The sequence below is a fragment of the Limimaricola variabilis genome, assembly GCF_034371605.1.
GTDB lineage: Bacteria > Pseudomonadota > Alphaproteobacteria > Rhodobacterales > Rhodobacteraceae > Limimaricola > Limimaricola variabilis.
The window spans coordinates 822,112-845,528 of sequence record NZ_CP139691.1; the positions used below are offsets into that span (position 1 = coordinate 822,112).

At 68.4% G+C, this 23,417-nt stretch carries 29 protein-coding genes; 6 read left to right on the forward strand and 23 right to left on the reverse strand.

Annotated elements, in window-relative coordinates:
• The first annotated feature begins 82 nt into the window (after positions 1-82).
• On the forward strand, positions 83-601 hold the full coding sequence (locus T8T21_RS04045) for a hypothetical protein (RefSeq protein WP_322336910.1): 519 nt from the start codon (positions 83-85) through the stop codon (positions 599-601).
• 381 nt (positions 602-982) lie between these two features.
• Positions 983-1,108 (forward strand): hypothetical protein, encoded by a 126-nt coding sequence (locus T8T21_RS04050; RefSeq protein WP_322336911.1) that lies wholly within the window; start codon positions 983-985, stop codon positions 1,106-1,108.
• Positions 1,109-1,232: 124 nt separating this feature from the next.
• Here the strand turns inward: T8T21_RS04050 and T8T21_RS04055 are convergent, their stop codons facing one another.
• On the reverse strand, positions 1,233-1,511 hold the full coding sequence (locus T8T21_RS04055; protein ID WP_183469196.1) for a metal-sensitive transcriptional regulator: 279 nt from the start codon (positions 1,509-1,511) through the stop codon (positions 1,233-1,235).
• Positions 1,512-1,659: 148 nt separating this feature from the next.
• Between T8T21_RS04055 and T8T21_RS04060 the strand changes: the two genes are divergently transcribed.
• Positions 1,660-4,011, forward strand: a complete 2,352-nt coding sequence (locus T8T21_RS04060; RefSeq protein ID WP_322336912.1) for a heavy metal translocating P-type ATPase — start codon at positions 1,660-1,662, stop codon at positions 4,009-4,011.
• A 254-nt stretch (positions 4,012-4,265) separates the two neighbouring features.
• Positions 4,266-4,571, forward strand: coding sequence for an SHOCT domain-containing protein (locus T8T21_RS04065; RefSeq protein WP_322336913.1), 306 nt, complete (start codon positions 4,266-4,268; stop codon positions 4,569-4,571).
• 131 nt (positions 4,572-4,702) lie between these two features.
• On the opposite strand, the gene T8T21_RS04070 is transcribed toward T8T21_RS04065, so the two are convergent.
• The 13 genes from T8T21_RS04070 to T8T21_RS04130 form a co-directional block, all read right to left on the reverse strand.
• Positions 4,703-5,365: a hypothetical protein gene (locus T8T21_RS04070; RefSeq protein WP_322336914.1), complete on the reverse strand. Its 663-nt coding sequence runs from the start codon at positions 5,363-5,365 to the stop codon at positions 4,703-4,705.
• Positions 5,366-5,521: 156 nt separating this feature from the next.
• A complete protein-coding gene (locus T8T21_RS04075; protein WP_322336915.1) occupies positions 5,522-7,015 on the reverse strand; it encodes a multicopper oxidase family protein in 1,494 nt (497 codons plus the stop codon).
• Positions 7,016-7,089: 74 nt separating this feature from the next.
• On the reverse strand, positions 7,090-7,431 hold the full coding sequence (locus T8T21_RS04080) for a hypothetical protein (protein WP_322336916.1): 342 nt from the start codon (positions 7,429-7,431) through the stop codon (positions 7,090-7,092).
• A gap of 100 nt (positions 7,432-7,531) precedes the next feature.
• Positions 7,532-7,990, reverse strand: coding sequence for a c-type cytochrome (locus T8T21_RS04085; protein WP_322336917.1), 459 nt, complete (start codon positions 7,988-7,990; stop codon positions 7,532-7,534).
• A gap of 65 nt (positions 7,991-8,055) precedes the next feature.
• Positions 8,056-8,979: a cytochrome c gene (locus T8T21_RS04090; protein ID WP_322336918.1), complete on the reverse strand. Its 924-nt coding sequence runs from the start codon at positions 8,977-8,979 to the stop codon at positions 8,056-8,058.
• Positions 8,980-8,981: 2 nt separating this feature from the next.
• Positions 8,982-9,632, reverse strand: a complete 651-nt coding sequence (locus tag T8T21_RS04095) for a cytochrome c (protein WP_322336919.1) — start codon at positions 9,630-9,632, stop codon at positions 8,982-8,984.
• Between the two features lie 47 nt (positions 9,633-9,679).
• On the reverse strand, positions 9,680-10,000 hold the full coding sequence (locus T8T21_RS04100; protein ID WP_183469212.1) for a hypothetical protein: 321 nt from the start codon (positions 9,998-10,000) through the stop codon (positions 9,680-9,682).
• 181 nt (positions 10,001-10,181) lie between these two features.
• Positions 10,182-11,528: a dihydrolipoyl dehydrogenase family protein gene (locus tag T8T21_RS04105; protein ID WP_322336920.1), complete on the reverse strand. Its 1,347-nt coding sequence runs from the start codon at positions 11,526-11,528 to the stop codon at positions 10,182-10,184.
• Positions 11,529-11,577: 49 nt separating this feature from the next.
• Positions 11,578-11,940 (reverse strand): hypothetical protein, encoded by a 363-nt coding sequence (locus T8T21_RS04110; protein WP_322336921.1) that lies wholly within the window; start codon positions 11,938-11,940, stop codon positions 11,578-11,580.
• A gap of 4 nt (positions 11,941-11,944) precedes the next feature.
• A complete protein-coding gene (gene merA, locus T8T21_RS04115) occupies positions 11,945-13,360 on the reverse strand; it encodes a mercury(II) reductase (RefSeq protein WP_322336922.1) in 1,416 nt (471 codons plus the stop codon).
• 10 nt (positions 13,361-13,370) lie between these two features.
• Positions 13,371-13,607 (reverse strand): mercury resistance system transport protein MerF, encoded by a 237-nt coding sequence (merF, locus tag T8T21_RS04120; protein WP_407660108.1) that lies wholly within the window; start codon positions 13,605-13,607, stop codon positions 13,371-13,373.
• A complete protein-coding gene (locus T8T21_RS04125) occupies positions 13,604-13,900 on the reverse strand; it encodes a heavy-metal-associated domain-containing protein (RefSeq protein WP_322336923.1) in 297 nt (98 codons plus the stop codon). The genes merF and T8T21_RS04125 overlap by 4 nt, the downstream gene beginning before the upstream one ends.
• Before the next feature lie 17 nt (positions 13,901-13,917).
• Positions 13,918-14,316, reverse strand: a complete 399-nt coding sequence (locus T8T21_RS04130; RefSeq protein ID WP_322336924.1) for a mercuric transporter MerT family protein — start codon at positions 14,314-14,316, stop codon at positions 13,918-13,920.
• Between the two features lie 73 nt (positions 14,317-14,389).
• Here T8T21_RS04130 and T8T21_RS04135 point away from each other — a divergent pair, with 73 nt between their 5' ends.
• Both T8T21_RS04135 and T8T21_RS04140 read left to right on the forward strand, forming a co-directional pair.
• Positions 14,390-14,821, forward strand: a complete 432-nt coding sequence (locus tag T8T21_RS04135; protein WP_183469226.1) for a MerR family transcriptional regulator — start codon at positions 14,390-14,392, stop codon at positions 14,819-14,821.
• 249 nt (positions 14,822-15,070) lie between these two features.
• Positions 15,071-15,844, forward strand: a complete 774-nt coding sequence (locus T8T21_RS04140) for a potassium channel family protein (RefSeq protein ID WP_183469228.1) — start codon at positions 15,071-15,073, stop codon at positions 15,842-15,844.
• Here T8T21_RS04140 and T8T21_RS04145 read toward each other — a convergent pair.
• The 9 genes from T8T21_RS04145 to T8T21_RS04185 form a co-directional block, all read right to left on the reverse strand.
• Positions 15,841-16,200, reverse strand: coding sequence for a YigZ family protein (locus T8T21_RS04145; RefSeq protein WP_322336925.1), 360 nt, complete (start codon positions 16,198-16,200; stop codon positions 15,841-15,843). The two genes, T8T21_RS04140 and T8T21_RS04145, sit on opposite strands and share 4 nt — an antisense overlap.
• A gap of 6 nt (positions 16,201-16,206) precedes the next feature.
• The gene (locus T8T21_RS04150) at positions 16,207-16,803 is read right to left on the reverse strand and encodes a Crp/Fnr family transcriptional regulator (protein ID WP_322336926.1); all 597 of its coding nucleotides are present in this window, start codon (positions 16,801-16,803) and stop codon (positions 16,207-16,209) included.
• 174 nt (positions 16,804-16,977) lie between these two features.
• Positions 16,978-17,763, reverse strand: a complete 786-nt coding sequence (locus T8T21_RS04155) for a methyltransferase domain-containing protein (RefSeq protein WP_322336927.1) — start codon at positions 17,761-17,763, stop codon at positions 16,978-16,980.
• A complete protein-coding gene (locus T8T21_RS04160; RefSeq protein ID WP_322336928.1) occupies positions 17,760-18,371 on the reverse strand; it encodes a pimeloyl-ACP methyl esterase BioG family protein in 612 nt (203 codons plus the stop codon). Before T8T21_RS04160 ends, T8T21_RS04155 begins: the two co-directional genes overlap by 4 nt.
• Before the next feature lie 4 nt (positions 18,372-18,375).
• Positions 18,376-19,659 carry an adenosylmethionine--8-amino-7-oxononanoate transaminase gene (gene bioA / locus T8T21_RS04165; protein ID WP_322336929.1) on the reverse strand — a complete coding sequence of 428 codons (1,284 nt, stop codon included), beginning with the start codon at positions 19,657-19,659 and terminating at the stop codon, positions 18,376-18,378.
• A complete protein-coding gene (bioD, locus tag T8T21_RS04170; RefSeq protein WP_322336930.1) occupies positions 19,656-20,285 on the reverse strand; it encodes a dethiobiotin synthase in 630 nt (209 codons plus the stop codon). Before bioD ends, bioA begins: the two co-directional genes overlap by 4 nt.
• Positions 20,282-21,439, reverse strand: coding sequence for an aminotransferase class I/II-fold pyridoxal phosphate-dependent enzyme (locus T8T21_RS04175; protein ID WP_322336931.1), 1,158 nt, complete (start codon positions 21,437-21,439; stop codon positions 20,282-20,284). Before T8T21_RS04175 ends, bioD begins: the two co-directional genes overlap by 4 nt.
• Positions 21,436-22,398 (reverse strand): biotin synthase BioB, encoded by a 963-nt coding sequence (gene bioB / locus T8T21_RS04180; protein WP_322337450.1) that lies wholly within the window; start codon positions 22,396-22,398, stop codon positions 21,436-21,438. Before bioB ends, T8T21_RS04175 begins: the two co-directional genes overlap by 4 nt.
• A 72-nt stretch (positions 22,399-22,470) precedes the next feature.
• Entirely contained in the window at positions 22,471-23,358 is an 888-nt protein-coding gene (locus T8T21_RS04185) for a DMT family transporter (RefSeq protein WP_322336932.1), read from the reverse strand.
• Positions 23,359-23,417: the final 59 nt, after the last annotated feature.

A 23,417-nucleotide genomic window follows, 5' to 3' on the forward strand; every position in this document is an offset into this window, starting at 1 on the left:
AGAGGAGGCTGGGCCTAGGGCGATCGGCCCACCGTGCCCGCCCCTCCGATCCCTGACATTGCTTCCGACGAGGGCCGAGAAAATGGACATCGTGAAAACGGCAACCGACTGGACGAGAGCCGAGATGCTCTCCTCCGCCTTCTTTATCCTTTTCGGCCTGTCCTTCCTCATGGCGAGCCTGGGGTTCTGGCAGATGGGCAAGACCGACATGGCGAGGGCCCATGTCGTCCCCATGCTGGTGGCGGGCACGCTGATCCTGATCATCGGGCTCGGCCTGTTCTTCCCCAGCCAAGCCCGGCTGACGAACTTCCCGGCGGCCTATGCCACCGATGCCGCCGGCCTCGTCGCAGACGAGATCGCGCGTGCCGACAGGGTGCTGAACGAATACCGGATCGCGGTGTTCAGGGTTATCCCGCTGATCATCGCCGTCTGCGCGCTGGCGATACCGTTCTTCGAGTCGCCCCTGTGGCGGGCGAGCCTGATCACGACCATTGCCATGATGGCGGTCATTCTGGTGATCGACACCAATGCCAATGCGCGGCTGGAAACCTATAGGGGTCAACTCGCGCTGGCAGAGGGGTCCGTACTGCTCCCGATGTGAAGCGCACATCCAATCCACGTGCAGCGAAAGGCTGCTTTCCGACTCTTTTCTGCGGGGGCGTAGCGAATGGCTCAATCTTGCCACTCAACAGGGCTCAGTTGCTCAACCGAATGCCACCCACCTGCCCTCTTGCCGAAACCGTTCGTAACTCTGGCTCAGCCACGCAGATGGGCGGACCCACACCTTATCAGTCCAACCAGCTCAGGGCGCAGGAAGCCGCTCGAAGGCATGGTTGGATACTCTTCGCGGCGAGTGACCTCAGAGGCTCCAGAAACGTGCTTCTCGGCGGCAGCGAGTTTCGTTCTCGCAAGCGCCCTGATGCCTGCCGGGCTCTACACGGTCGCAGTCGCTCGGTGCTCCGAAAGAGCATGACTGGCCCTCGTGGAGCTTCCACTGGCCTTCGGGCTACAGCAGGGCCTGGAAGATCTCGTTTGGCTTGGGATCGCCGGCGACACCTCGAAGCCGAAGGCTCGTTGCGCGCTCGATTTCGACCTCTGTATCGACTGACGACGTCACGGCGCTCGAGCATGGCTGCAACCTGCACCTTGGGCGCAATCGCGATAGTTATAGCGCAACGGCGCAGACTGAATGTTCTGAGCTAATTCATCGGAGCGACGAGGCCCGGCCCCGATCAGTCGCGCGCCTTTTCGAGCAAGGCGACCATTTCACGGAACTTGGTGCGTTGCTCGTCTTGATCGCCCGACAGGATCGCCGCCTCCATGCAATGGTTGGCATGGTCCTCGATCAACAACCGCTCGACCGCCTTCAGTGCCGAGCGTACCGCAGCGGTCTGCATCAACACGTCGACGCAGTAACGGTCCTCCTCGACCATGCGGGAGATGCCCCTGATCTGGCCCTCCAGCCGCGCCAGGCGTTTCTGGATCGCCGCCTTGTTCTTCTTTTCCTGCATCTCGTTCGCCTCCGACCGCCGACACCATACTCCAAAGGGTTGGGTGCGAACATACCCCAGATAGGTATCTCGACCGCACATACCCCATAGGGGTATATTCGATCAAGGCGGCACCGGATCGGTACCGTCGCAGCAAGGGAGACCTGCCATGGACCACAGCTGCCACGCACATGCGCATCACCATGATCAGCCGACCGAAGGACTGGCGATCGACCCGGTCTGCGGCATGTCGGTCGACGTTGAAACCGCCGAGCATGTCTCCGAGCATGAGGGGGAAACCTTCTACTTCTGCTCGGCCAAGTGCCGCGAGAAGTTCGACGCCCGGCCGGAAATCTTCCTCGACCCGCACCTGAAGGACGCCCCGCCCGTGCGCGAGGACGTGATCTACACCTGCCCGATGCACCCCCAGATCGAGCAGGTCGGTCCCGGCTCCTGCCCGATCTGCGGCATGGCGCTCGAGCCCAAGGGCATTCCCGCGACCGAAGGCCCGAGCGAGGAATACCTCGATTTCCGCCGCCGCTTCGTCCTGGGGGCGGCGCTGACGATCCCGCTCGCGATCATCGCGATGGGTCGACATTTCGCGCCACACGCCTTCGCCATCATCTCGGCACCGATGCTCGACTGGATCGAACTGCTCCTCGCGACACCAGTGGTGCTCTGGTGCGCCCTGCCGTTCTTCGAGCGTGGCTGGGCCTCGATCAGGAACCGCAGCCTCAACATGTTCACGCTCATTGCCCTCGGCGTCGGCGTGGCCTATCTCTACTCGGTCGTCGCCACCGTCGCGCCGGGCCTGTTCCCACCACAGTTTCGCGGCCATGAAGGCGAGGTCGGCGTCTATTTCGAGGCGGCGGCGGTGATCGTCACGCTGGTTCTGCTGGGCCAGCTGCTGGAGTTGCGCGCCCGCGAGCGCACCGGCGGCGCGATCCGCGCGCTGCTCGACCTCGCGCCCAAGACGGCGCGGCTCGTGGACGAGCGCGGCGAGCGCGACGTGCCGCTCGACATGGTCCGCTCCGGGGATCGACTGCGGGTGCGCCCTGGCGAGAGCGTGCCGGTTGACGGCGTCGTGCTGGAGGGACGCTCCGGCATCGACGAGAGCATGATCACCGGCGAGCCGCTCCCGGTCGAGAAGGCGGAGGGCGATCCGGTCACCGGCGGCTCGATCAACCAGACCGGCAGCTTCGTGATGGAGGCGCAGCGCGTCGGCGCCGACACTATGCTCAACCGCATCGTCGCCATGGTCGCCGAGGCGCAGCGCAGCCAGGCGCCGATCCAGAAGCTGGCCGACAAGGTCTCGGGCTACTTCGTTCCGGCGGTGGTCGGGGTGGCGATCCTCGCCTTCGTGGTGTGGAGCATCTTCGGCCCCGACCCGGCCATGGCCTTCGCGCTGGTCTCCGCGGTGTCGGTGCTGATCATCGCCTGCCCCTGTGCGCTGGGCCTCGCCACGCCGATGTCGATCATGGTCGGCGTCGGCAAGGGCGCGGGGCACGGCGTGCTGATCAAGAACGCCGCCGCGCTCGAACGCTTCGCCGCCGTCGACACGCTGGTCGTGGACAAGACCGGCACGCTGACCGAGGGGCGGCCAGCGCTGGTCGAGGTGGTGGCCGAAGGTATGGCCGAGGACGAGTTGCTGAGCATCGTAGCGGCGCTTGAGGCGCAGTCCGAGCACCCTCTGGCCCGTGCCATCGTCGAGGGCGCATCGGCGCGCGGCATCACCTTGCCCGAAGTCGAGAGCTTCGACAGCACCACCGGCAAGGGCATCTCGGGCCGCGTCGGAGGCCGCAGCATCGCCATCGGCAACGTCGCGATGATGCGGGAGGCAGGGGTCGACATCGCGGACTTGTCCGATCGGGCCGATGCCGCGCGCAGGAAGGGGCAGACGGCGATCCTCGTCGCGGTGGATGGGCGTGCGGCCGGGCTGGTGGTCGTGGCCGACCGGATCAAGAAGACGACGCCCAAGGCCATCGCCGCGTTGCATGACGAAGGCCTGCGCATCGTCATGCTGACCGGCGACAACGAGGTCACTGCCCGCGCCGTGGCCGCCGATCTCGGCATCGACGAGGTGATCGCCGAGGTGCTGCCCGCCGACAAGCAGGCGGCGATCCGCAGGCTGCAATCGGAGGGCCGCACCGTGGCGATGGCCGGCGACGGAGTGAACGACGCCCCTGCCCTCGCCGCCGCCGATGTCGGCATCGCCATGGGCACCGGCGCCGATGTCGCGGTCGAGAGCGCCGGCGTCACGCTGGTGCGGGGCGACCTGACCGCGTTGGTCACGGCTCGTCGGCTGAGCCGCGCCACGGTGCGCAACATCAAGCAGAACCTGCTCTTCGCCTTCCTCTACAACGGCCTCGGCGTGCCGGTGGCGGCCGGGCTGCTATACCCGTTCACCGGCCTGCTGCTGTCACCGGTGATCGCAGCGGCAGCCATGAGCCTGTCTTCGGTGTCGGTGATCGGCAACGCGCTCCGCCTGCGCGCCGTGCGGGTGGGCTTCGAGGCGGAATGAACTGCCCTTTGCACCGTCGGAGCCTGCTCCGGCGGTGCATCTGTGTGATTGAGAAGCTCGAAGTTCTGTTATCCTGAGAAGGCTCTCAGAGAGGATCGCGGCCACGACGGAAATCCTGTCCGGCTTGGAACGCGTCAAACCGATTACGTCTTGCTCGCAAAGGACCGGATCGACAGGGCGCTTGACGCAGATCAAGGCGGCAAGGTCACGCTGCTTCCATGGTGCATGGCGTAACTCGAACCAAGGAGGGTGCCATGACCCGTCTCATATCCGGCCTACTGTTCAGCCTGCCCGCGACTACCGCACTCGCCGACCCGGACGGCTACGGGCACATGATGGGCTGGGGCAGCGGCGGCTTCGGAATGATCTTCGGGCCGGTGCTGTGGCTGATCGTTCTGGGTCTCGTGGTGGCGGGCATCATCTGGATCGCCCGCCGCATCGACGAAGCCGCGCCGCCGCGACAGCAACCGGGCGCGGTTGCCGAACTCGACATGCGCTTTGCACGCGGCGAGATCGACGCGGAGGAATACGCCTCGCGCAAGAAGCTGTTGAGCACCTGAGGCGTAGCTGACGACTTGCCGGGACGGGCCGGAGCGCAGACCGAAACGGGCGCCCTGGAGCGCCCGTTCGTTTCCGGTTCGCCGATCACATCGGCGCGGCTCGCGGTCGAGGATGAACGGCCCCTCACTGCCTAATGCGCGGGTGCGACGCCGAGCGTGCCGGGTGCATCGACCGATGCGCCATGGCCATCGACCGCGTAGTGCCCCGAGGCATCGTGCGCGCCATGATGGCCATCGGCACCCTCATCGCCATGGGCTGAAGCTGCCGCCTCGCCATGATGCCCGGCGCTGGCCGGCAGGCTCTCCGCGTAGGCGCGCAGGCCGAGGTGAAAGACCGCCGCAAAGGCGAGACCCGCCACGATCATCATGAGCCAGCTCTTGCGATGCAGCACATAGCCTTGGCGAATCGCGAAGGCGAGCGAGGAGATGAAGACCCCAATCGGCGCGCTGTAGCTGGCAAAGAGCGGCGTGTCGTAGAAATGCTGCGCGGCGCCGGAGACCATGCCGATGCCGATGGCCAGAAGCAGCGACACCAGCACGTATTTCAGGACGTTGTCGCCCAGAATCCCGGTCTTGAAGAGCACCTCGTTGAGATAGGAGCCGAACGCGAACAGCGCGGCGCCCACGGCCATGAGGGCCAGCGCATAGGAGCGCATGTCCGGCTGGGCGGCATGCACGATGGATCCCGAGATCAGGCCCATTCCGAGGAACATGCTGAGATAGGAGAAATAGGGTTTGAAGACCTCCCAAGGCGGGGTGAAGGTCACTTCGTTGGGTTGGGCATTTACCGACATCTGGTCGACGCTTTCGTTGTGCTTGAGATTTGACTATCGCTCCGGCCTCGATGCCGAAGCCGGGTGTGCACGCGGGACAGCTGGTCGCCGCGCGGGTTTTCATGAAGAGCTCGGGTGGGACGCCGGCGGCTCCGGAGCGGGCAACCGGCGCGGCCCTCAGCCCGCCGTGACCGCGAACTCGGTCATCATCCCCGAGGCCAGGTGCGGCATCTGGTGGCAATGCAGCATCCAGCGCGCCGCCTCGCCCGCGTCGAGCGCCACGGTGACGGCGGCCATCGGTGGCACGTAGACCGTGTCGCGCACCGCCCCCGAGAAACGCTGCCCGTTGATCGCGACGACCTGGAACACATGCCCGTGCAGGTGCATCGGATGCCCCATCGACGACATGTTGTGAAAGGTCAGCTCGACCCGCTGGCCGCTGATCGCCGAGACCGGCCGGTGCTCGCTCCAGACCTTGCCGTCGATGGTCCAGACATAGGGCTGCATCTGCCCGCCGAGCATGACCATCGGCGCGAACTCCGCCGCCCGCTCGCTCAGCGGCTCGAGGGCGCGGAGCGCGCGCTCCTGCGCCATGTCGAGGTCGAAGGCCGGGGCGGCAGTGGGCGCGATGCCGGGGATCTTCTCGACGGATGCCCCCTTGCTCGCCAAAACGAGGCCGGTCCGCTCGCGTGCGCCCTCGCGCAGCGCGAGGATCGGGAAGGCGCCGCCCGCGGGCAAGTCGATCTCGATATCGAGCCGCTGCGCCATCGCCGCGCCGAACCGCCGGCCCGGCAGCGGCTGCACGGCATGACCGTCGACCGCCACCAGACGCGCCTCGACGGCGCCCGTCTCGATCCAGAACGTGGTCGCCGCCGCGGCGTTGATCACCCGCAACAGCACCCGGCCGGCGGGCTCGACCTGCACCACCTCGGGGTCGGACAGCGTGCGGTCATTTGCGAGATAGGCGTCGAAATCGTAATCGTTCAGATCGGCGGTCATCGGCATGGAGCCGTGATCCATCCCGGCCATGGCGCCATGGTCCATGCCGGTCGCGCTGCCCGTGGCGCCGTTGTGCATCCCGGCCATGCCCCCCATGCCGGACATGCCACCATGATCCATCCCCTGCATCGCCATGCCGGAGGTGATCTCCTCCATCACCTCATCCGGCGACTTGAAGGCAAAGTCATGCAGGAACATCACCACCTCCTGCCGATCTGAGGCGAGATCCTCGGCGCGGCGCACGATCAGCGGCGCGGCGAGCATGCCGAGTTCCTGCGTCGGGATGTGGCTGTGCATCCAATGGGTACCCGGCAGCGGCGCGAAATCGTAATCGCGGCTTTCGCCGGCAGCGAGCGGCGGCATCGGCATGTTGGGGACGCCGTCCTGCACGTTGGGCGGGATCTGTCCGTGCCAGTGGATCAACGTCTCGACGTCGAGCTGGTTCTCGAGCCGCACCGCGAAGCGCTGGCCCGGGTCGAGCGTCAGGCCGGGACGGCCGTCGGGGCCGAGAAGCCCCATGACGGACGCCGCGCGACCGTCGATGTCGAGCGTGCGGCGCGTCGCGCGCAGGGCGAGCGGTGCGCCCTGACCCCGGGCAAGGCCCGGCAGGGAAAGGGTCGCGGCCAAGGCCGCGCTGGCGGCGAGAAAGCCGCGACGGGAAATATGGGTCATCTGTCTGTCATCCTGGCGGCAGGTCATGCCGCGCGTGAATAATCCCGGCGGGCCGGGGAGGAACACGAAAGGTGTCAGACGATCTCGGGTGGATGCCATGGCGGCATCGGCACACGCCCGCGCATGGGCAGGCTTGCCGGCAGTACAGGGCCGCCATCGATGCGCGCAAGGCTGCGGAACCCCTCGGGGCCGGCAGCGACGGGGCGCTGGGCGAGGCACATCAACGCGCAGGCCGCATCTACCGTGGTGTCGTGATGGCCCTTGGGCGTGTGGGTCGGCGCGTGCGTCTCGGCATGATGGGCGGCGACCGGCGCCAGGTCCGTCGCAGCACCCTCGCCACCCCAGCCTGCCAACAACAGCAGCACCATCCCGATCAGAGCGGGCAAGGCGGAGAAGAGGCGGATTCGGCGGGTCATGTCCCGATCACAAATGGCAGGTCCCGCGCCCGACGCAAGTGGTCACGCGCAGGGCCGCGGCAGCTTCGGCGCCAAGTCGCGCGCCCACTGCCGCGCGTGCTCAGTCGATGCCGTTCTCACGCTGCAGCGCGCGCACATAGGCTACTACATTGGCGACATCGGCCTCGGTCAGCCCCTCGATCGAAGGCATGTCCCCGAAATCCCAGTGATGCGATCTCACGCCGTTCTGCACGGCGGCGAGAAAGGCGTAATCGCCATGGTGGCTGGGTTCGTAGGTCTTGTGCACCAGTGGCGGCGCAACGCCGTTCTTTCCGGCCGCGTTCGCGCCGTGGCAATCGGCGCAGACGCTATCGAAGGCGCGCTTGCCCATTTGCGCCTGATCGCCCAGCGCGGCCGGGAGAGTCACCTGCACGATCGGTGTGCCCTGCGGGATCTCGGAGGTGTCGGGCGGGGTCATGGAATGGCCCGCCATGCCGTCTTGCTCCGGGGTCGCGGCGATCCACAGCAGCCCGCCCGCGAGAATGACACCTGCGGTGCCGAGAATGATCGTCTTGTTCATCTGTCCGTCTTTCGAATGTGTTCGGCCCGACGCACCGATGCGCGCCTGAGCGGTCAGGTTGCCGCTCAGCGAAGCTGTGCCAGCGCGTCGGGATCCGCAGGCACGGGTGCTGCGTCGAGCAGATAGGTGGCGATGGCCCGCCTGTCGGCCTCGTCTAGGAAGCTGGTGCCCTGCTCCACCACCTCGGCCATGGAGCCGCCGAACACGTCGCCCGACGGGGTGATCCCGGTCTCCAGAGCATAGGCCAGCGCGCTCGCGGTCCATCCGTCCTCCTTCAGATCGGCGGCGCGGATCGACGGCGCGGCGGACCCGCCCGGCAGATCGTCATTGCCACCGAAGCTGTCGGCATCGAGCCCGCCAAGGAGTCCCCGCCCGGTATGGCAGGCGCCGCAATGCGCCGCCCCCTCCACCAGCTCGCGCCCACGGTTCCACTCGTCCGAGCGGCCAAGCACCGGCGCGCTCTCGGCCTCGAGGAGCGCGGTCGCGCGCCAGAGCTTCAGCCCGGAACGCATGCTGAACGGAAAGCGCATGTCGTTTTCGCCGCGCGTCTCGGCCACCGGTGGCACAGTGGCCAGCGCCGCCCAGAGATCGGCGATGTCCTGATCCGAGAAGCCGGCATAGAACTCGAAGGGAAAGGCCGGGTAGTAGGGCTGACCCTCGGGCGAGATCCCCTCGCGCAGCGCGCGGGCGAGGTCGTCCTTGCTCCAGCCGCCGATGCCATGAGTGAAGTCCGGCGTGATGTTGGGCGGCACGAAGCTGCCGAACGGCGTGTCCAGCGGCGCGCCGCCTGCCATCGCCGGTCCTTGTGCCGCGGTGTCGGTATGGCAGGCCACGCAGCCCGCGGCCCGCGCCAGATAGGCTCCGCGCCGGGCATCGCCATCGAGCGTGATCCGGGACGCGTCATCCCCGATCGGCCATGCGCGCAGCCCGGCATAGCCGCCACCCGCCAGCGCAGCCAGCAGAATGACACTTCTGAGCAATCCCCGCATGTTCAGCTTCCCGACCGGAAGCGACCATGACAGGCCGCGCAGGTTTCACTGATCATGCGGAACACTTCGCTCGCCGCCATGGTGGCATAATCGGGCGCCGTCGCCACTTTCGCCTGCGTGGCTGGCATGGCTTGGATGGAGGCGGCCTTGCGCGGCTCGAGCCCGAGCAGCTGTGCCACCGAATAGGACGCACCGGGTCCGGAAGACGGCGGCTTCGCCTCACCCATCTCCATGCCGGCATGTCCCTTCATTCCGCCCATCTCCATTCCGGCATGGGCGTCCGTCTGTGAGGCGGTCGCGTTCGGCGCGGCGCGCACCAGCCCCTCGGCATGGCGCTGCAGCTCCTCGGCAAGCGCGGCGAAATCCTGGGGCGCGGCCCAGACCGCCTCCTTCGCGAAGGAGGCGCCGCCCCCGGTGCCCTCCGGGAAGAGCGTCGTCATCGCCTCCCCGGCATGTTTTGCGATCGCCTGTCCCGCAGTAGCGATCGCCACCGGGTCATGCGGCGCCTCGCCGCGCATCATCGGGGTGAGGTCGCGCATCGCGTCGCGCATCGCCACCATGCCTTCCATCCGCTCGCGCACCACGCCGGTGGCGCCGTTATGCGCGACCGCCACGGCAGCGGCCATTGTCGCCGTCAGGGCGATGGCCGTCATTCTGTATGGGTTCATGTCTCACTCGCCTGTCTGGTTTGAAGAAGGGTTCAAACCAGGGGTCGTGGAGGCGGGGTGGCGATCCGGAGGATGTGGCTCGATCCCGGCCGGGACCGGAGCACGGGCGACAGACGCCGCGCACCTGTCATACGGGCCGGAAGCACGAGGCTGTCCGCCATGCTCAGGGCGTTGCATCGCAGCCCCGTATGGCAGCCGGCCTTGGAATGGGAGGGCTGGTCGCGATGCGGCTCTTCGACACCGATGCCGGCCGGGCTGGCATGGGTATGCCCGGTTTCGAACGCCATGGTGCCGATAAAGAGCGAAAGCGCCACCACGAGCCGAACGAGAAGATGAAGCATCGGGATCTTCATGAAGGCGCTCGGCACTCTCGCATGTCCTCGGATCCTGCTCGCTATACCCCATCGCTGGCCGCGCCGAAAGCACGTGCCCTTCCGCGCGCGGTCGCAGGGCGGCGAACCGCCCACCGGGCTGCCCCGACACGCGTTGGCGCGCAGGTCGGCCCGTGGACGTCCGTGGCGATCTTTGTCCCCGTCAGAACATCGAACCGACATCCGAAGCGGCCGTCGGATAGGCGGCGGGCATCGACTTCAGCTGCTGCGCGGTCAGGCCGAGCTTGATCGCCAGCGAGAAGAAGTTGATCAGCTCGGCATATTCCGGTCCGAACAGATGCGCGCCGAGGATCTTGCCGTCCTTGCCGGTGATGATCTTCGCGCCCGCATGGCTTTCGCCAAGCCGCTTCTGCGAGAACCAGCCAGAGGTATCGGTGAACGACACCTCGACCTCGCCGGTCTCGCGCGCTTCCTCTTCGAGCATGCCGACACGCGCCAGTTCGGGGATAGTGAACACCACGCTCGGCACGCCGGTATAGTCCGGCTCGGTCTGCTTGCCCTTCAGCATGTTCGAGGCGGCGATCTTGCCCTCGAACACCGCCACCGGGGTCAGGGGCTTGCCCGGCGAGGCGGCGGCGTCGCCCGCGGCAAAGATGCGTGGGTTGGACGCGGATTGCAGCCAGGGCGTGACCTTCACACCGTCACGCTCGGTCTCGATGCCAGCCGCGTCGAGATCGAGATGGTCGACGGCTGGCACCCGGCCGGCGCCGTGGACGACGAGATCGGCATCGATGGCGCGGCTCTCGTCGTCCTTCTTGTAGGTGACCCTATGCGCGCTGCCTGCCCCCTCGATCCGCTCGGGCGTGGCTTCGGCCACGATCTCGATTCCGGCGGCGCGGCTACGGTCGAGCAGCATGTCGACGAGGTCGGGGTCGAACATCTTGAGCTGTCGCGCACCGCGATCGAGGATCGTCACCTCCGCGCCCGCACGTGCCGCGATATGCGCGAACTCGAACGAGATGTAGCCCCCGCCGATGAAGACGATGCGCTTCGGCAGCTCCTTCAGGTTCAGGAAATCGGTGCTGTCGATCGCCCGATCCGCGCCGGGGAACTCCAGCGGGCGCGGCTTGGCCCCGGCAGCGATCAATGCGTGGCGGAAGGCGATCTCGCCATGGCCGTCAATCTCGATCCGGTCATCGGCGGTGAAGCGGGCGCGACCGTGCAGCGTGCGGACGCCCGCGTCCTTCAGCCCGCTCTCCATGCTCTCGGGCACCGGGTCGGTGAAGCTCTCCTTGTGCTTCATCAGCGCCGGCCAGTCGATCCGTACCTCGCCCGCGACGCCCTTGGCGGAGAGCAGCCGCGCAGCGTCGACCGCTTCGGCCCCGGCGCGCAGCATCTTCTTGGGGTCACAGCCCCTGAGCGCGCAGGTGCCGCCATAGGGCAGCTCGTCGACGATGGCGACGGACCAACCCGCATTGGCACATTTCTTGGCTGCGGCGATCCCGGCCATGCCGGCGCCGATGACGATGAGATCGAGGATGTCGGTCATGTCGTGTCCTTAGTCTCGAGATGAAAGGCCGGGCCGCCGCCCGCGCGGCTCAACGATAGCGGCCCAGCAATCGTTCACTGCCCCACCAGATCGCGGCCATGCCGCCCCCTGTGATGAGGCCGAGCCAGAGCCAGCCGCTTTCGCCCAACGGCACCAGCCCGGTGCCGTGGCCCAGCACCGGCAGGATCATCGCCAGCAGGAACGGCCCGGTGTAGCGGCAATGCACCCGGCCGCAGCGCCGCGCGTTGAACATGCAGGCCCCGCCCATCCAGGCCAGAGCCACCACCCAGATGGCCGTCTTGGGACCATCGGGCAGCGGGATCGCCAGAAGCATGGCGGCGAACGGCAGCCACCATGCCAGCACGCTGCTGCGCAGCGTCCCCAGGAGATCGTTGGTGGATTTGTCGGTCATGGCCTCACCCCGCGCAGCATGAGAGTGCGGCGACGTCCTTCTCGAAGGTCTGTGCCGCGAGCTTCAGCCCTTCCACGGTGGTGAGATAGGGCATGATGGTGTCGCCCAGCTCCTCGTAGGTCAGCCCGGCCCTCAGCGCCATCGCCGCGGTCTGGATGCTGTCGGCCCCTTCGGGCGCGAGGATCTGCGCACCCAGCAGGCGCTTGCTGCCCGCTTCCGCCACAAGCTTGATCAGCCCGCGCGTGTCCCGCGCGGCCAGCGCGCGCGGCACGGCATCGAGCGGCAGCACCGATGTGACGACCTCGTGCCCCTCGGCCTGCGCCTGCGCCTCGCTCAATCCAACACCTGCCACCTGCGGGTCGGAGAACACGACCCAAGGCATCAGGCTGTTGTCATAGGCGCGCTCTTCCCCGGCCACGGCGTTGCGGGCGGCGAGCTTGGCGCCGTAGGCCGCCATGTAGACGAACTGGTCGCGCCCGGTGACGTCGCCCGCGGCCCAGACCCGCTCGTTGGCGGTGCGCATATGAGAATCCACCCCGATGCCACCGCGTGCATCCACCGCGATCCCGGCGGCGGCGAGATTCAGATCGTCGCTGTTGGGCACTCGCCCCGTGGCCAGCAGCAGCCTTTCGGCGCGGAGCGGTTCCGCTCCGGTCACCTGCAGCTGCACGCCGTCCGCGTCCTGTGACACGCTCCCATAGCTCTCGACCCGCGCCAGCCGGATGCCTTCGTCCTCGAGGTAGCCCTCGAGCGCCCGGGAGACCTCCGGCTCGGCTTCGGGCAGCACGCCGCGGCGGCTCACCAGCGTGACGGCGACACCGGCGCGGGCGAAGATCTGCGCCAGCTCGACGCCGATATAGCCCGCACCCAGCACCAGCATCGAGGCGTGCAACGCCGTCATCTCCAGCGCCGATGTGCTATCGAGAGTCTCGACCGCCTCGATGCCGGGAATCTGCGGCACATGCGGGCGCGAACCGGTGGCGATGATCATCTTGGCCGCGGGGAAGACATCACCGTCGACGGTGAGCTGACCATCCGCGTCGAACCGCGCGCGCCCCTCGATGTAGTCGATGCCCTCGTAGCGGCTCAGCACGTCGGCATATTTGGCCCCGCGCAGCTCCTCGACCAGCGCCTGCTTCTGCGCCACGGTCGCGGCCCAATCGGTGACACGGGCCTCCGCCTCGATGCCATCGAAACGGCTGGTGGCGCGGGCGTGGTGCAGGCTCTCGACGGCGCGGATCAGCGCCTTGGACGGGACGCAGCCGACATTGACGCAGGTGCCGCCGATCGTGCCGTGGCCGATCAGCGCCACGCGCGCCCCGGCCTCGGCCGCGGTGATCGCGGCCGAGAAGCCGGCCGATCCGGCGCCGATGACGGCGAGGTCATAGGATTTGCCCTTGGGCGTGCAGCAGTCTTTCATGATCTTCCTTTCAGCTCCGGCCACGACGCCAGAGCGCGTAGAGCGTGATGCCGATGAACACGGCCAGCGCCGGCAACAGCACGTAGTCGAGCCAGCCAAGCACGGCCGACAGCCCGACCACGCCGAACAGCACCACCAGCAGCGGCGTGAAGCAGCACAGCGCCAGGACCACCGTGCCGATCAGGCCGAATTTCAGCAGACCCGAACGGTCGGGCTGGGTCTCAGGAGGCTCCTGCGGCCCGCTCACGACCCGGTCTCCGGCGACAGCGCTGCGCCGAAACCGACGCCATTGACCGCCGAGATGATCTCCTCGGGGCCGGTCACGGCATCGTCGTAACGCAGCTCATAGGTGCCGTCCTCGGAACTGCCTTCGGTGAAGGCCATGATCTCGACCGTGTCGATGCGCTTTAAGGTGGTAGCGACGATGTAGCTGCATGACGGACAGGTCAGGCCCGTGACGTCGATCGTGGTGGTGGCCTCCTCGGCCAGCGCGCTGCCCGCCGTGAGGATCAGGGCGGCGGCAGGAATGAGCGGTCTCATGTCAGGAAACTTCCTTGTCAGAATGTCAGGATCAGCGGGGCCACGGCCGGGAAGGCCAGTGCCAGCAGAACGACGCCGGTGGCGCCCCAGAGCAGCCCACGCATCACGCCTCGGTCGATCGGGCGCGCACAGGTCCCGCTCCCGCAGTCCTTGGCGGGCACCGGGCGATACGCGGCCCAGAAACCGTAGCCCAGCGCCCCCGCGGCGAGGCCGAAGGTCAGCCACTTATAGGCGTAGAGCGCCGTCAGCTGGCCGATGAAAACGCCTGTGACGCCAAGGCTCACGAGCACCAGGGGCAGGATGCAGCAGGAGGTCATCGCCAAGGCGCCTGCCACCCCGGCCCCGGTGGCGAACCAGCCGCCTCTCGCCTGAGGCGCCGGCGCTCTTTCCGTCTGCTCCATGTCGATCTCGGTCATCCCCGGTCCTCGTTGCCGCTCGATGACATGCAAGGTAGGGTCTGTAGCAACTACAGGATCAAGGAATTTCTTCATGGAACGCGATCACGCTGGCGCGAGCGAGCTGCGGCGTTCGGATCTGGCCCGCCGGACCGGCTGCAATCTCGAGACCATCCGCTATTACGAGAGCGTCGGCCTGATGCCGGACCCGCCGCGGAGTGCGTCAGGGCATCGCCGATACGGACCCGCCCATGTCGAGCGCCTGAACTTTGTCATGCGCGGTCGCGAACTCGGCTTCACCATGGAAGAGATCCGGGGCCTGCTGTCGCTGGTCGATCGCGGCAGCCATACCTGCGCCGAAGTGGAGGAACTCGGGCGTCATCACCTCGAAGTCGTTCAGGCTAAGATTCGCCACCTGCAGGCCATCGAGGCCGTCCTGTCCGAAACCATCTCGCGCTGCACCGGAGGCAGCGCGCCTGACTGCCCGCTGCTCGACGTTCTGACCGATCGACCGGCAGTCTCGTAGCGGCGAGCAAGGCTCGATCAGGGCGGCGGATAGGAGATCCGCCCGACCTGCTTGCAAGCCCAGCGACCGGAGCGCCTCTCCAGGAGGCAGGACGCCCAGTGCCCGGATCCGGAGCGCGGGAAAGCAGGTATCTGGTCGAGCAGCATTTTTTCGGCGCAGGTCACCATGGTCGGTTGCCATGGCTCGGGCTCGACCCACCTCCTTTGCCATGCGAGGCTTTCGCCTCGGGCCGATGATCGGAGGACGTGAATGCGCAGCAGCGCCAAGGAGATGGTCAGGGAACTCTACGAGGGCCACACGCCCCGCGCGCATCGTTTCCGCTACTGGCTGCTGGGCTTCGATCTCGTCGCCATCGCCTTCGTGATCATCACCTCTTTCATCTCATATGGCGGATGGATCCAGCTGATCGACCTCGTCTTCGGCGCGGTGATCGTGGCCGACTTGCTGGCGCGGATCTGGATCGCACCGCGGCGGCTGCGTTTCCTGGGCTACCCCACCACGATCGCCGACATGGTCAGCGCGGCCTCATTCTTCGCGCCCTTGGCCGGTGAGGGCTTCGCCTTCCTGCGGGTGCTGCGGACGCTGCGGCTGCTGCACATGTACCAGACCCGCGACAGGCTGCGGCAGGATTTCGATTTCTTCCGCGAGAACGAGCAGTTGCTGGTCGCGGCAACGAATCTGGGCGTGTTCATCTTCGTGATGTCGGGGTTCGTCTTCGCCACCCAGCACCGGGCCAGCGACGACATCGCCAATTATGCCGACGCGCTCTATTTCACGGTGACGGCGCTGACCACGACCGGCTTTGGCGACATCACGCTCGAAGGGACCGGCGGACACATGATCTCGGTCGCGATCATGATCTGCGGTGTCACGCTGTTCCTGCGGCTGGCGCAGGTGCTGTTCCGGCCCAGCAAGGTCCGGCACCCCTGCCCGACCTGCGGCCTGGTGCTCCATGATCCCGACGCGGTGCATTGCAAGCATTGCGGCACGACGCTCAACATCGTCACCGAAGGCGTCGTCTAACCACGCGGCGCGGTGCGATCGAGATAGATCCGCACCGCCTCCTGGACATGGCGGAACCTGTCGCCGCCCAGATGCTTGCCGCCGAACCAGCGGGTCACCACCACGAGATGGTCGTGCAGCTCCTCGCGCTCGAGCATGCGCAGGATGACCATGCCGGCGCCGGCCTCGCCGTCATCGGCCTTGACCGGCGTGCCATCCGTGATCAGCGCCCAGCTGTGATGCGTGGCCTTGGCGAATTTCTTGCGCCGCTGCAGGGATTTGACCAGCGCCTTCGCCTCCTCTTCGGAGCCGCAGGGCGCGCCGGACACCGCGTAGCGCGAGCCCCGATCGGAGATGACGTTCTGCAGGATCTCCATGACGCCTCAGCAGCGCAGCGGCACGCCGAGAAGGCGCTGGTAATGGGCCTCCGGCACGCCGTAGAAATCCGCCGCCAGTGTTTCGAGCCCGGCGCGGTCGCGGATCACCACGCTGCCGCGCCGCGACCGCACCAGACCGTCGCCCTCCAGCCGGTGCAGCGCCACGGTAACGCCGGAACGGCGCACACCGAGCATCAAGGCCAGGAATTCATGGGTTAGGTCGAGCTGGTCGCGACCGAGCCGGTCCTGGCACATCAGCAGCCAGCGCGCGAGCCGCACGTCGATCACCGCCTTGCCGTATGCCAGCGCGCTGTGGGAGAGTTGCACCAGCACCGTCTGTACGTAGCGCAGCAGCCGGTCGCGCAGCTCTTCGTCCGATTTCAGCGCCATGCGCAGTGCCTCGGCCGGCAGGCGCCAGCCATGCCCGCCGATCTGCATCATCGCGTCATGCACGCTCTCGGTCCCGCCCAGCAGGAGCATGTGGCCCGACATGCCGTCGCAGCCGACCAGCCCCGCCTCGACCGCGTGGCCGCCCGGCCCGCGCGCCACGACCGAAAGGATTCCCGACACCGGGAACACGATCTCGTCGATCGGATGCTCCATGCGCTCGACGAACAGGCCCTGCGGCAGATCGATGCGTTCGAGGAGTCCCGAATTGCGGATCGAATGCGATGCGGCGATGCTGTCGAGGAGCAGGTTGCCCTGTCCCGGTATCAGCCTGTCGATGGGTCCACCCTCCTCTCGTGGAAGGCGCGCGCCCCCCGGCTTGCGCGCATTCTACCGGATCCGGTGCGACGGGCCAATGTCGCCATCGCGTCTCGCGACGAGATGCACGCAATCGTAGCTCAGACCGAGTCGCCCGTCGGCCAAGGCGTGCCGCGCGCGCCAGTCCGCCTCGGCCGCGCGCAGCTCGGCCCGGCCCCAGCGAGCCCGGGCATTGCCGGTGACCCCGGTGGCCCGCAGGTGGCGCAGGAGTTGCGGCAGGTCGTCGAAGCCCATGACGCTGCGACGACGCTCGACCATGCGCAGCTCCAGCCCCGGCGGCAGCAAGTCCGGCCATTCATCGGGATTGGCGTAAAAGAGCGGCGCCGGTGCCCCGAGGGCCGCCACTTCGGCGAAATGGCCCCGGCCGAAGCCGCCAAGCAGCAACCGGCCGCCCGGCGCGAGATGCGCCGCCAGCCGCGCCAGCAGCGCACGGGGATCGGCGATCCATTGGATCGTCGCGCCGGAGGCGATGAGATCGTACCGCCCGTCGAGTGACAGCTCCTCGATCGGCCCAGCTAGAAACCCCTGCCGTGGACCGGGCGGCAGAAGCACGGCTGCTTCGGCCACGAGGTCGTTGGCGTGGAACGTGCCGATCTCGAACCGCGACAGCAGCGCGCGGGTGAGCAATCCGGTGCCGCAGCCGAACTCGAACACGCGCTCCAGCCGCGGCCCGGCGCCGTCGGCGGCGAGCAGCTCGGCCAGCCGCTCCGCGCTCTCGGCCTGAACGCGGGCTTCGGCGTGATAGCTCGGCAATCCCCGCCGGAAGGCCCGTGCCACCCGCTCACGCGGCGCGCTCATGCCAGCGCCTCGCGCCATTCGGACCAGAGCGCGAAGGGCGCATGCGGCGCGACCACCTCGCGCAGGGCCACGCCGTCGAAGGCGCGGCGCAGGTTCGCGGCGGGAAACACGTGGTCCTCCGTGGCGATCACGGCCGCGTCCCAGCGCATCTGCGGCGCCGCACCGCGCCGCTCAACGGCGTCGAGCTCGGCGCGCAGCGCCGGGATGTCGGGGGCCTCAACCGGCGCAGCCTCCGCGCGCTCCAGGAACGCCGCCAAAGTCGCTTCGTCCAGCCGGTCACGGGTCCGGGCAAAGATCGCCGGCGGGATGCCGAGGCGCCGCTCGACCGGCACCGGGCTGCCGCAAAGCGCCACCTGCCGGTCGAAGATCGGCTCCCGTCCAGCCTGCCAATGCGCGAAAGCGGCCACGCCGAACGACCAGGCGACGAGATGGCGCCGCGCGTAGCCGTCGAGCGGCGGCAGATCAGCGCCGAGATCGCGCCAATCCTCGACGAACAGCACGTCCATCCCCCGCAGATGGGCGACCGGCGCGGGTCCGGCGGCCCAGCCGCCGAACAGCACGACGACCTCCTCCGCCGTTCCGGGACCGCTCAGCCAGCGCCAGCGCATCGGATCAGAGCGCTTCGGCCAGCCGCAGCATCGCCGCGCAGACCCGGTCCTGCTCGTCCCCGGTCAGGATGTAGGGCGGCATGGCATAGATGTTGCGCCCGAAGGGTCGCAGCCAGACGCCGGTCTCTTGCGAGAACGGGTGCGCGGCGTCGGCGCTGATCGCGTGATCCATCTCGATCACCGCGATCGCGCCGAGCACGCGCACATCCGCCACGCCCGGCATGGCCCGCGCTGGTGCGAGCCCGGCCTCCATTCGTTGGGCGATGGCCGCTACGCGGTCGCGCCATGTCCCGTCGGCCAGCAGGTCGAGGCTGGCGCAGGCCGCAGTGCAGGCCAGCGGGTTGCCCATGAAGGTGGGCCCGTGCATGAACAAGCCGGGATCACCTGTGCCGATGGTCCGCGCCACCTGGCCCGAGGCCATGACGGCGGCGAAGGAAAGGTGCCCGCCGGTCAGCGCCTTGCCCAGACACATGATGTCGGGGACGACTCCCGCGAGATCGGCCGCGAAGAGCTCGCCGGTGCGACCGAAGCCGGTGGCGATCTCGTCGAAGATCATCAGGATGCCCAACTCGTCGCAGAGCCGGCGCGCCCGGCGCAGATACTCGGGGTGATAGAAGCGCATGCCGCCCGCGCCCTGCACCACCGGCTCCAGGATCAGCGCGGCGATCTGGTCGCCATGCTCGTGCAGCAGCCGCGACAGCGCGGCGATGCCATTGGCCTCGTCATCCTCGGGCCAGTCCTCGGCAATGGTAATCGGCGGGCGCGGCGCGAAATACTGGATGTTGAGCGCGCCTTCGAACAGGTGGTGCATGCCGTTCACCGGGTCGCAGACGCTCATCGCCTTCCAGGTATCGCCATGATAGCCGCCGCGCGGCGTGGCGAAGCGGGTCCGGCCCGGGAAACCGGCGGCGAGCTGGTGCTGCACCGCCATCTTCATCGCCACCTCGACCGCGACCGAGCCGCTGTCGCAGTAGAACACGTGGTCCAGCCCCTCGGGCGTCATCGCGACCAACCTGCGGCCGAGCTCGACCGCGGGGCGATGCGTCAGACCGCCGAACATCACATGCGGAAGACGGTCGATCTGGGCGTGCATCGCGTCGGTGATCGCCGGGTGACGATGGCCATGGATCGCGCACCACCAGGACGACATCGCGTCGATCATCTCGGTCCCGTCGTCGAGCGTGATCCACGCTCCCTCTGCCCGCTCAACCATATAGGTCGGCCCCGGAGCCATGACGTTGGTGTAGGGATGCCAGAGATGGTCGCGGTCGAAATCGGCGTCGGTCATGCGGTCTCCATGGCGGCGCGGATCGCGGTCATGTCGATCTGTGCGAAGCCCGCGCGCAGGCTGTCGGGCGTCAGCGGATCGAGCCGGTCCAGACGGCCCAGATGCGCCACGTCGCCCATCTCGGCAATGGTGCGCTCCACCCGAGGCTCGGCCTCGCCCGAAAAGATCACCCCCGCCACCGGCACGCCGCGCGACCGCAGCGCCGCCAGCGAGAGCAGCGAATGGTTGATCGTCCCCAGCGCGGTCCGCGCCACCAGCACGACCGGCGCGCCCCAACGGGCGAAAATGTCGAGAAAGGTGGTCTCGTCGTCGAGCGGCACCATCAGCCCGCCCGCCCCTTCGACCACCAGCGGGCGCGGGGCGTCGGGCAGGTTCAGCGCCCCGACATCGATCCGCACACCGGCGGCCTCGGCCGAGATATGCGGGCTGGCGGGCAGTTCGAGCCGCACCGCTTCGGGCAGCACCGGCGCGCCCGTGAGCCGGGCGACGATCTCGCTGTCGGTCTCCTCTTCGAGACCCGACTGCACGGGCTTCCAGTAGCTCGCCCCGAGCGCCTGCACGAGACCGGCCGAGATCACAGTCTTGCCGATGCCGGTGTCGGTGCCGGTAACGATGAGGGGCTTCATGCGGCGGCCTTTCGGAGATCGGCGAGATCGGCGAAGAGCGCATCGATCTCGCCCGGAGTGACATTGGGGGTGATCGAGACGCGCAGCCGGGCCGTGCCGCGCGGCACGGTGGGCGGACGGATCGCCCGCACGTCGTGACCACGCGCCTGCAGCGCGCGCGACAGAGCGACGGCCTCGGCGTCCGCACCGATGGTCACCGGCAGGATCTGCGTCTCGAACGGCCCGAAACCCGCGCGCCGGGCCGCTTCATGCGCGCGGCGAATGTTGCTCCAGGCCGCGTCACGCAGGTCGGCCCGCTCGGCCACAAGGCGCAGCGCAGCGCGGACCACGGCGGCATCGAGCGGCGAGGGCGCGGTCGAGAAGACAAAGTTGCGGGCCCGGTTGACCAGCGTGTCGATCAGCACCGGATCGGCACAGATCAGTCCGCCCGCGGCGCCGAGCGCCTTGCCGCAGGTATGCAGGCTGACGAGATCGACCGACGCGTCGAGACCATGCGCGCGTCCCTGTCCCCGGTCCCCATAGAGCCCGGTGGCATGCGCCTCGTCGACGACCAGAACCGCGCCGTCCTCGGCCGCGACGGCGGCGAGATCGGCCAACGGCGCGAGATCGCCCTCCATGGAGTAGAGGCTTTCGCAGGCGATCCAAACGCGCCCCGTTCCACCTGCCGCGCGCCAGGCCTTCAGCGCGGCGCGCGCGGCGTCGGCGTCGTTATGGGCGAAGCCGCGCGTCTCGGCCCGGCCCAGCCGCATCCCGTCATGCGCGCTGGCATGGACGAGCGCGTCGTGGAGCACCAGATCGCCCTGCATCGGCAGGGCCGAGAAGATCGCGACGTTCCCGGGAAAGCCCGCACCCATGTAGAGCGCCGCCGGCGCCCCGAAGAACGCCGCCGCCTCGGCCTCCAGGGCCTCGTGTTCGGCGTCGTTGCCGCGCAAGAGCCGCGAGCCGCCCGACCCCACCGCGACGCCCCGGTCGAGCGCCGCGCGCGCGGCGTCGCGCAGCAGATAGGAGGCCGCCAGCCCGAGGTAATCGTTGGAGGCGAAGTCGCGTCCCGCGCGGGGGCTCAGCGCACGCCTGCGGCCACGCGCGGCCAGCGCGTCGAGCGCCTCGGCGTGGCGCGCAAATCCGGGGCGGCCGCCTTGGGCCGCCGCGCTCATCGCGCCCCCGTCTCGCCGAGCTCCATCGGCTCGAGGCCAAGGCGGCCGAAGAGGACCGAGTCCTTGTCCTCGCCCGGGTTCTCGGCGGTCAGCAGCACGTCGCCGGAGAAGATCGAGTTGGCGCCCGCGAAAAAGCACAGCGCCTGCGTCTCCTCGCTCATCGCGGTGCGCCCGGCCGAAAGCCGCAGATGCGCCTTGGGCATCAGGATGCGCGCCAGCGCGATGACGCGGACGAAGTCGATCCCGTCGACCGGCTCGGCATCGGCGAGCGGCGTGTCGGGCATCGGCATCAGCTGGTTGATCGGCACGCTGTCGGGGTGCTCCGCGAGATTGGCGAGCGCCAGCAGCATGTCGATCCGGTCCATCTCGGTCTCGCCCATCCCGAGGATGCCGCCGGAGCAGACCTTAATCCCGGCCTCGCGCACGCGGTTGAGCGTGTCGATCCGGTCGGCGAAGGTCCGGGTAGTGATCACCTCCGGGTAATAGCGCTCCGATGTATCGATGTTGTGGTTGTAGTAGTCGAGCCCCGCGCCCTTGAGCCGGATCACCTGGTCGTCGTCGAGCATGCCCAGCGTCATGCAGGTTTCCATGCCCATGGCGCGCACGCCCTCGACCATGGCGACGAGCTGGTCCATGTCGCGTTCCTTGGGGGAGCGCCAGGCCGCGCCCATGCAGAAGCGGGTCGAGCCCTGCTCCTTGGCGCGGCGCGCCTCGGCCAGCACGCGCTCGACCTCGATCAGCTTCTTGGCCGGCAGGTGCGAACCGTTGCGTGCCGACTGGCTGCAATAGGCGCAATCCTCGGCGCAGCCGCCGGTCTTGATGTTGCTGAGCCGGCTCCGCTGGACCTTGTTGGGGTCGAAATTCTGGCGGTGCACGGTCTGGGCCTGGAACAGCAGGTCGTTGAACGGCTGGTCAAAAATCGCCTGCGCCTCGGCGCGGGTCCAGTCGTGGCGGATGATGCTGGCGTCGGTCAAGGCAGGTCCCGCTCTTTGCAAAGTGTTGACGACTTCTAGGCCCCCGGGGACGAGTGGTCAAACGGGTTCAGGCCGCGGCGCTGGTCGGGCGGGCACCATCGTCACCACCACAAGCCCGGCCAGCACCATCAGCGCACCGGCGAGTCGGGCCGGCGTGACCGGCTCTCCCAGCACCGAGACGGCGAGCAGCCAGGCGGTCACCGGCTCGGCCAAGGCCAGCGTCACCGCGGTCGAGGCGGCGACCCGCGTCAGCCCCCAGGTATAGAGCGCGTAGGACAAGGCGGTGGCGCCGACGCCGAGGAACAGCACCGCGCCCCATGCCGGGGCGCCGACGAGCCAGACGGGCGGTGACAGGAACAGCACCGGCAGCGTGACGATGGCGCCGATGGTGAAGGTGGCGGCGGCTCGCGGCAGCGGCGGGGCGGCATTGCTGGCGCGCGCGGTCGCCAGGGAATAGGCGGCGTAGCAGGCGCCCGCCCCGGCCGCGAGCGCGATGCCCAAGGGGCCGCCGCTACCGCCGCTGCCGGCCATCGCCAGCAGTGCCACGCCGGCGATCGACAGAAGCTGGCCCGCGCCCCGCCAGCGTCCCGGCCAGAGTCGCGCCGCCGCGATTTCCCAACCGGTGGTCCAGAGCGGCGCGCTGCCGATCGCCACGGCGGTCCCGATCCCGACCCCGGCCATCGATACGGCATGGAAGAACAGCAGGTTGTAGCCGGCGATGCAGAGCCCGGCGAGGCCGACCAGCCGCCAAGGCAGCCGGACCAGCGCGGCCCGGCTCGGCCCGTGCAGCATGGCCGCCAGCAACAGCGCCGCACCACCGATCAGCAGGCGCAGCGCCCCCACGGCGAGCGGGTCGCGCGTCGCGGGCAGCAGCGCCTGCACGGTGCCGGTGGTTCCCCAGAGCATCGCCGCCGCGATCACCGCGACCAGACCCATCAGACGCATGATCCCTCCCGTGTCGACAGCATCCGGTCTAGCCGCGACACGCGGAAAGGTCAGCCGTG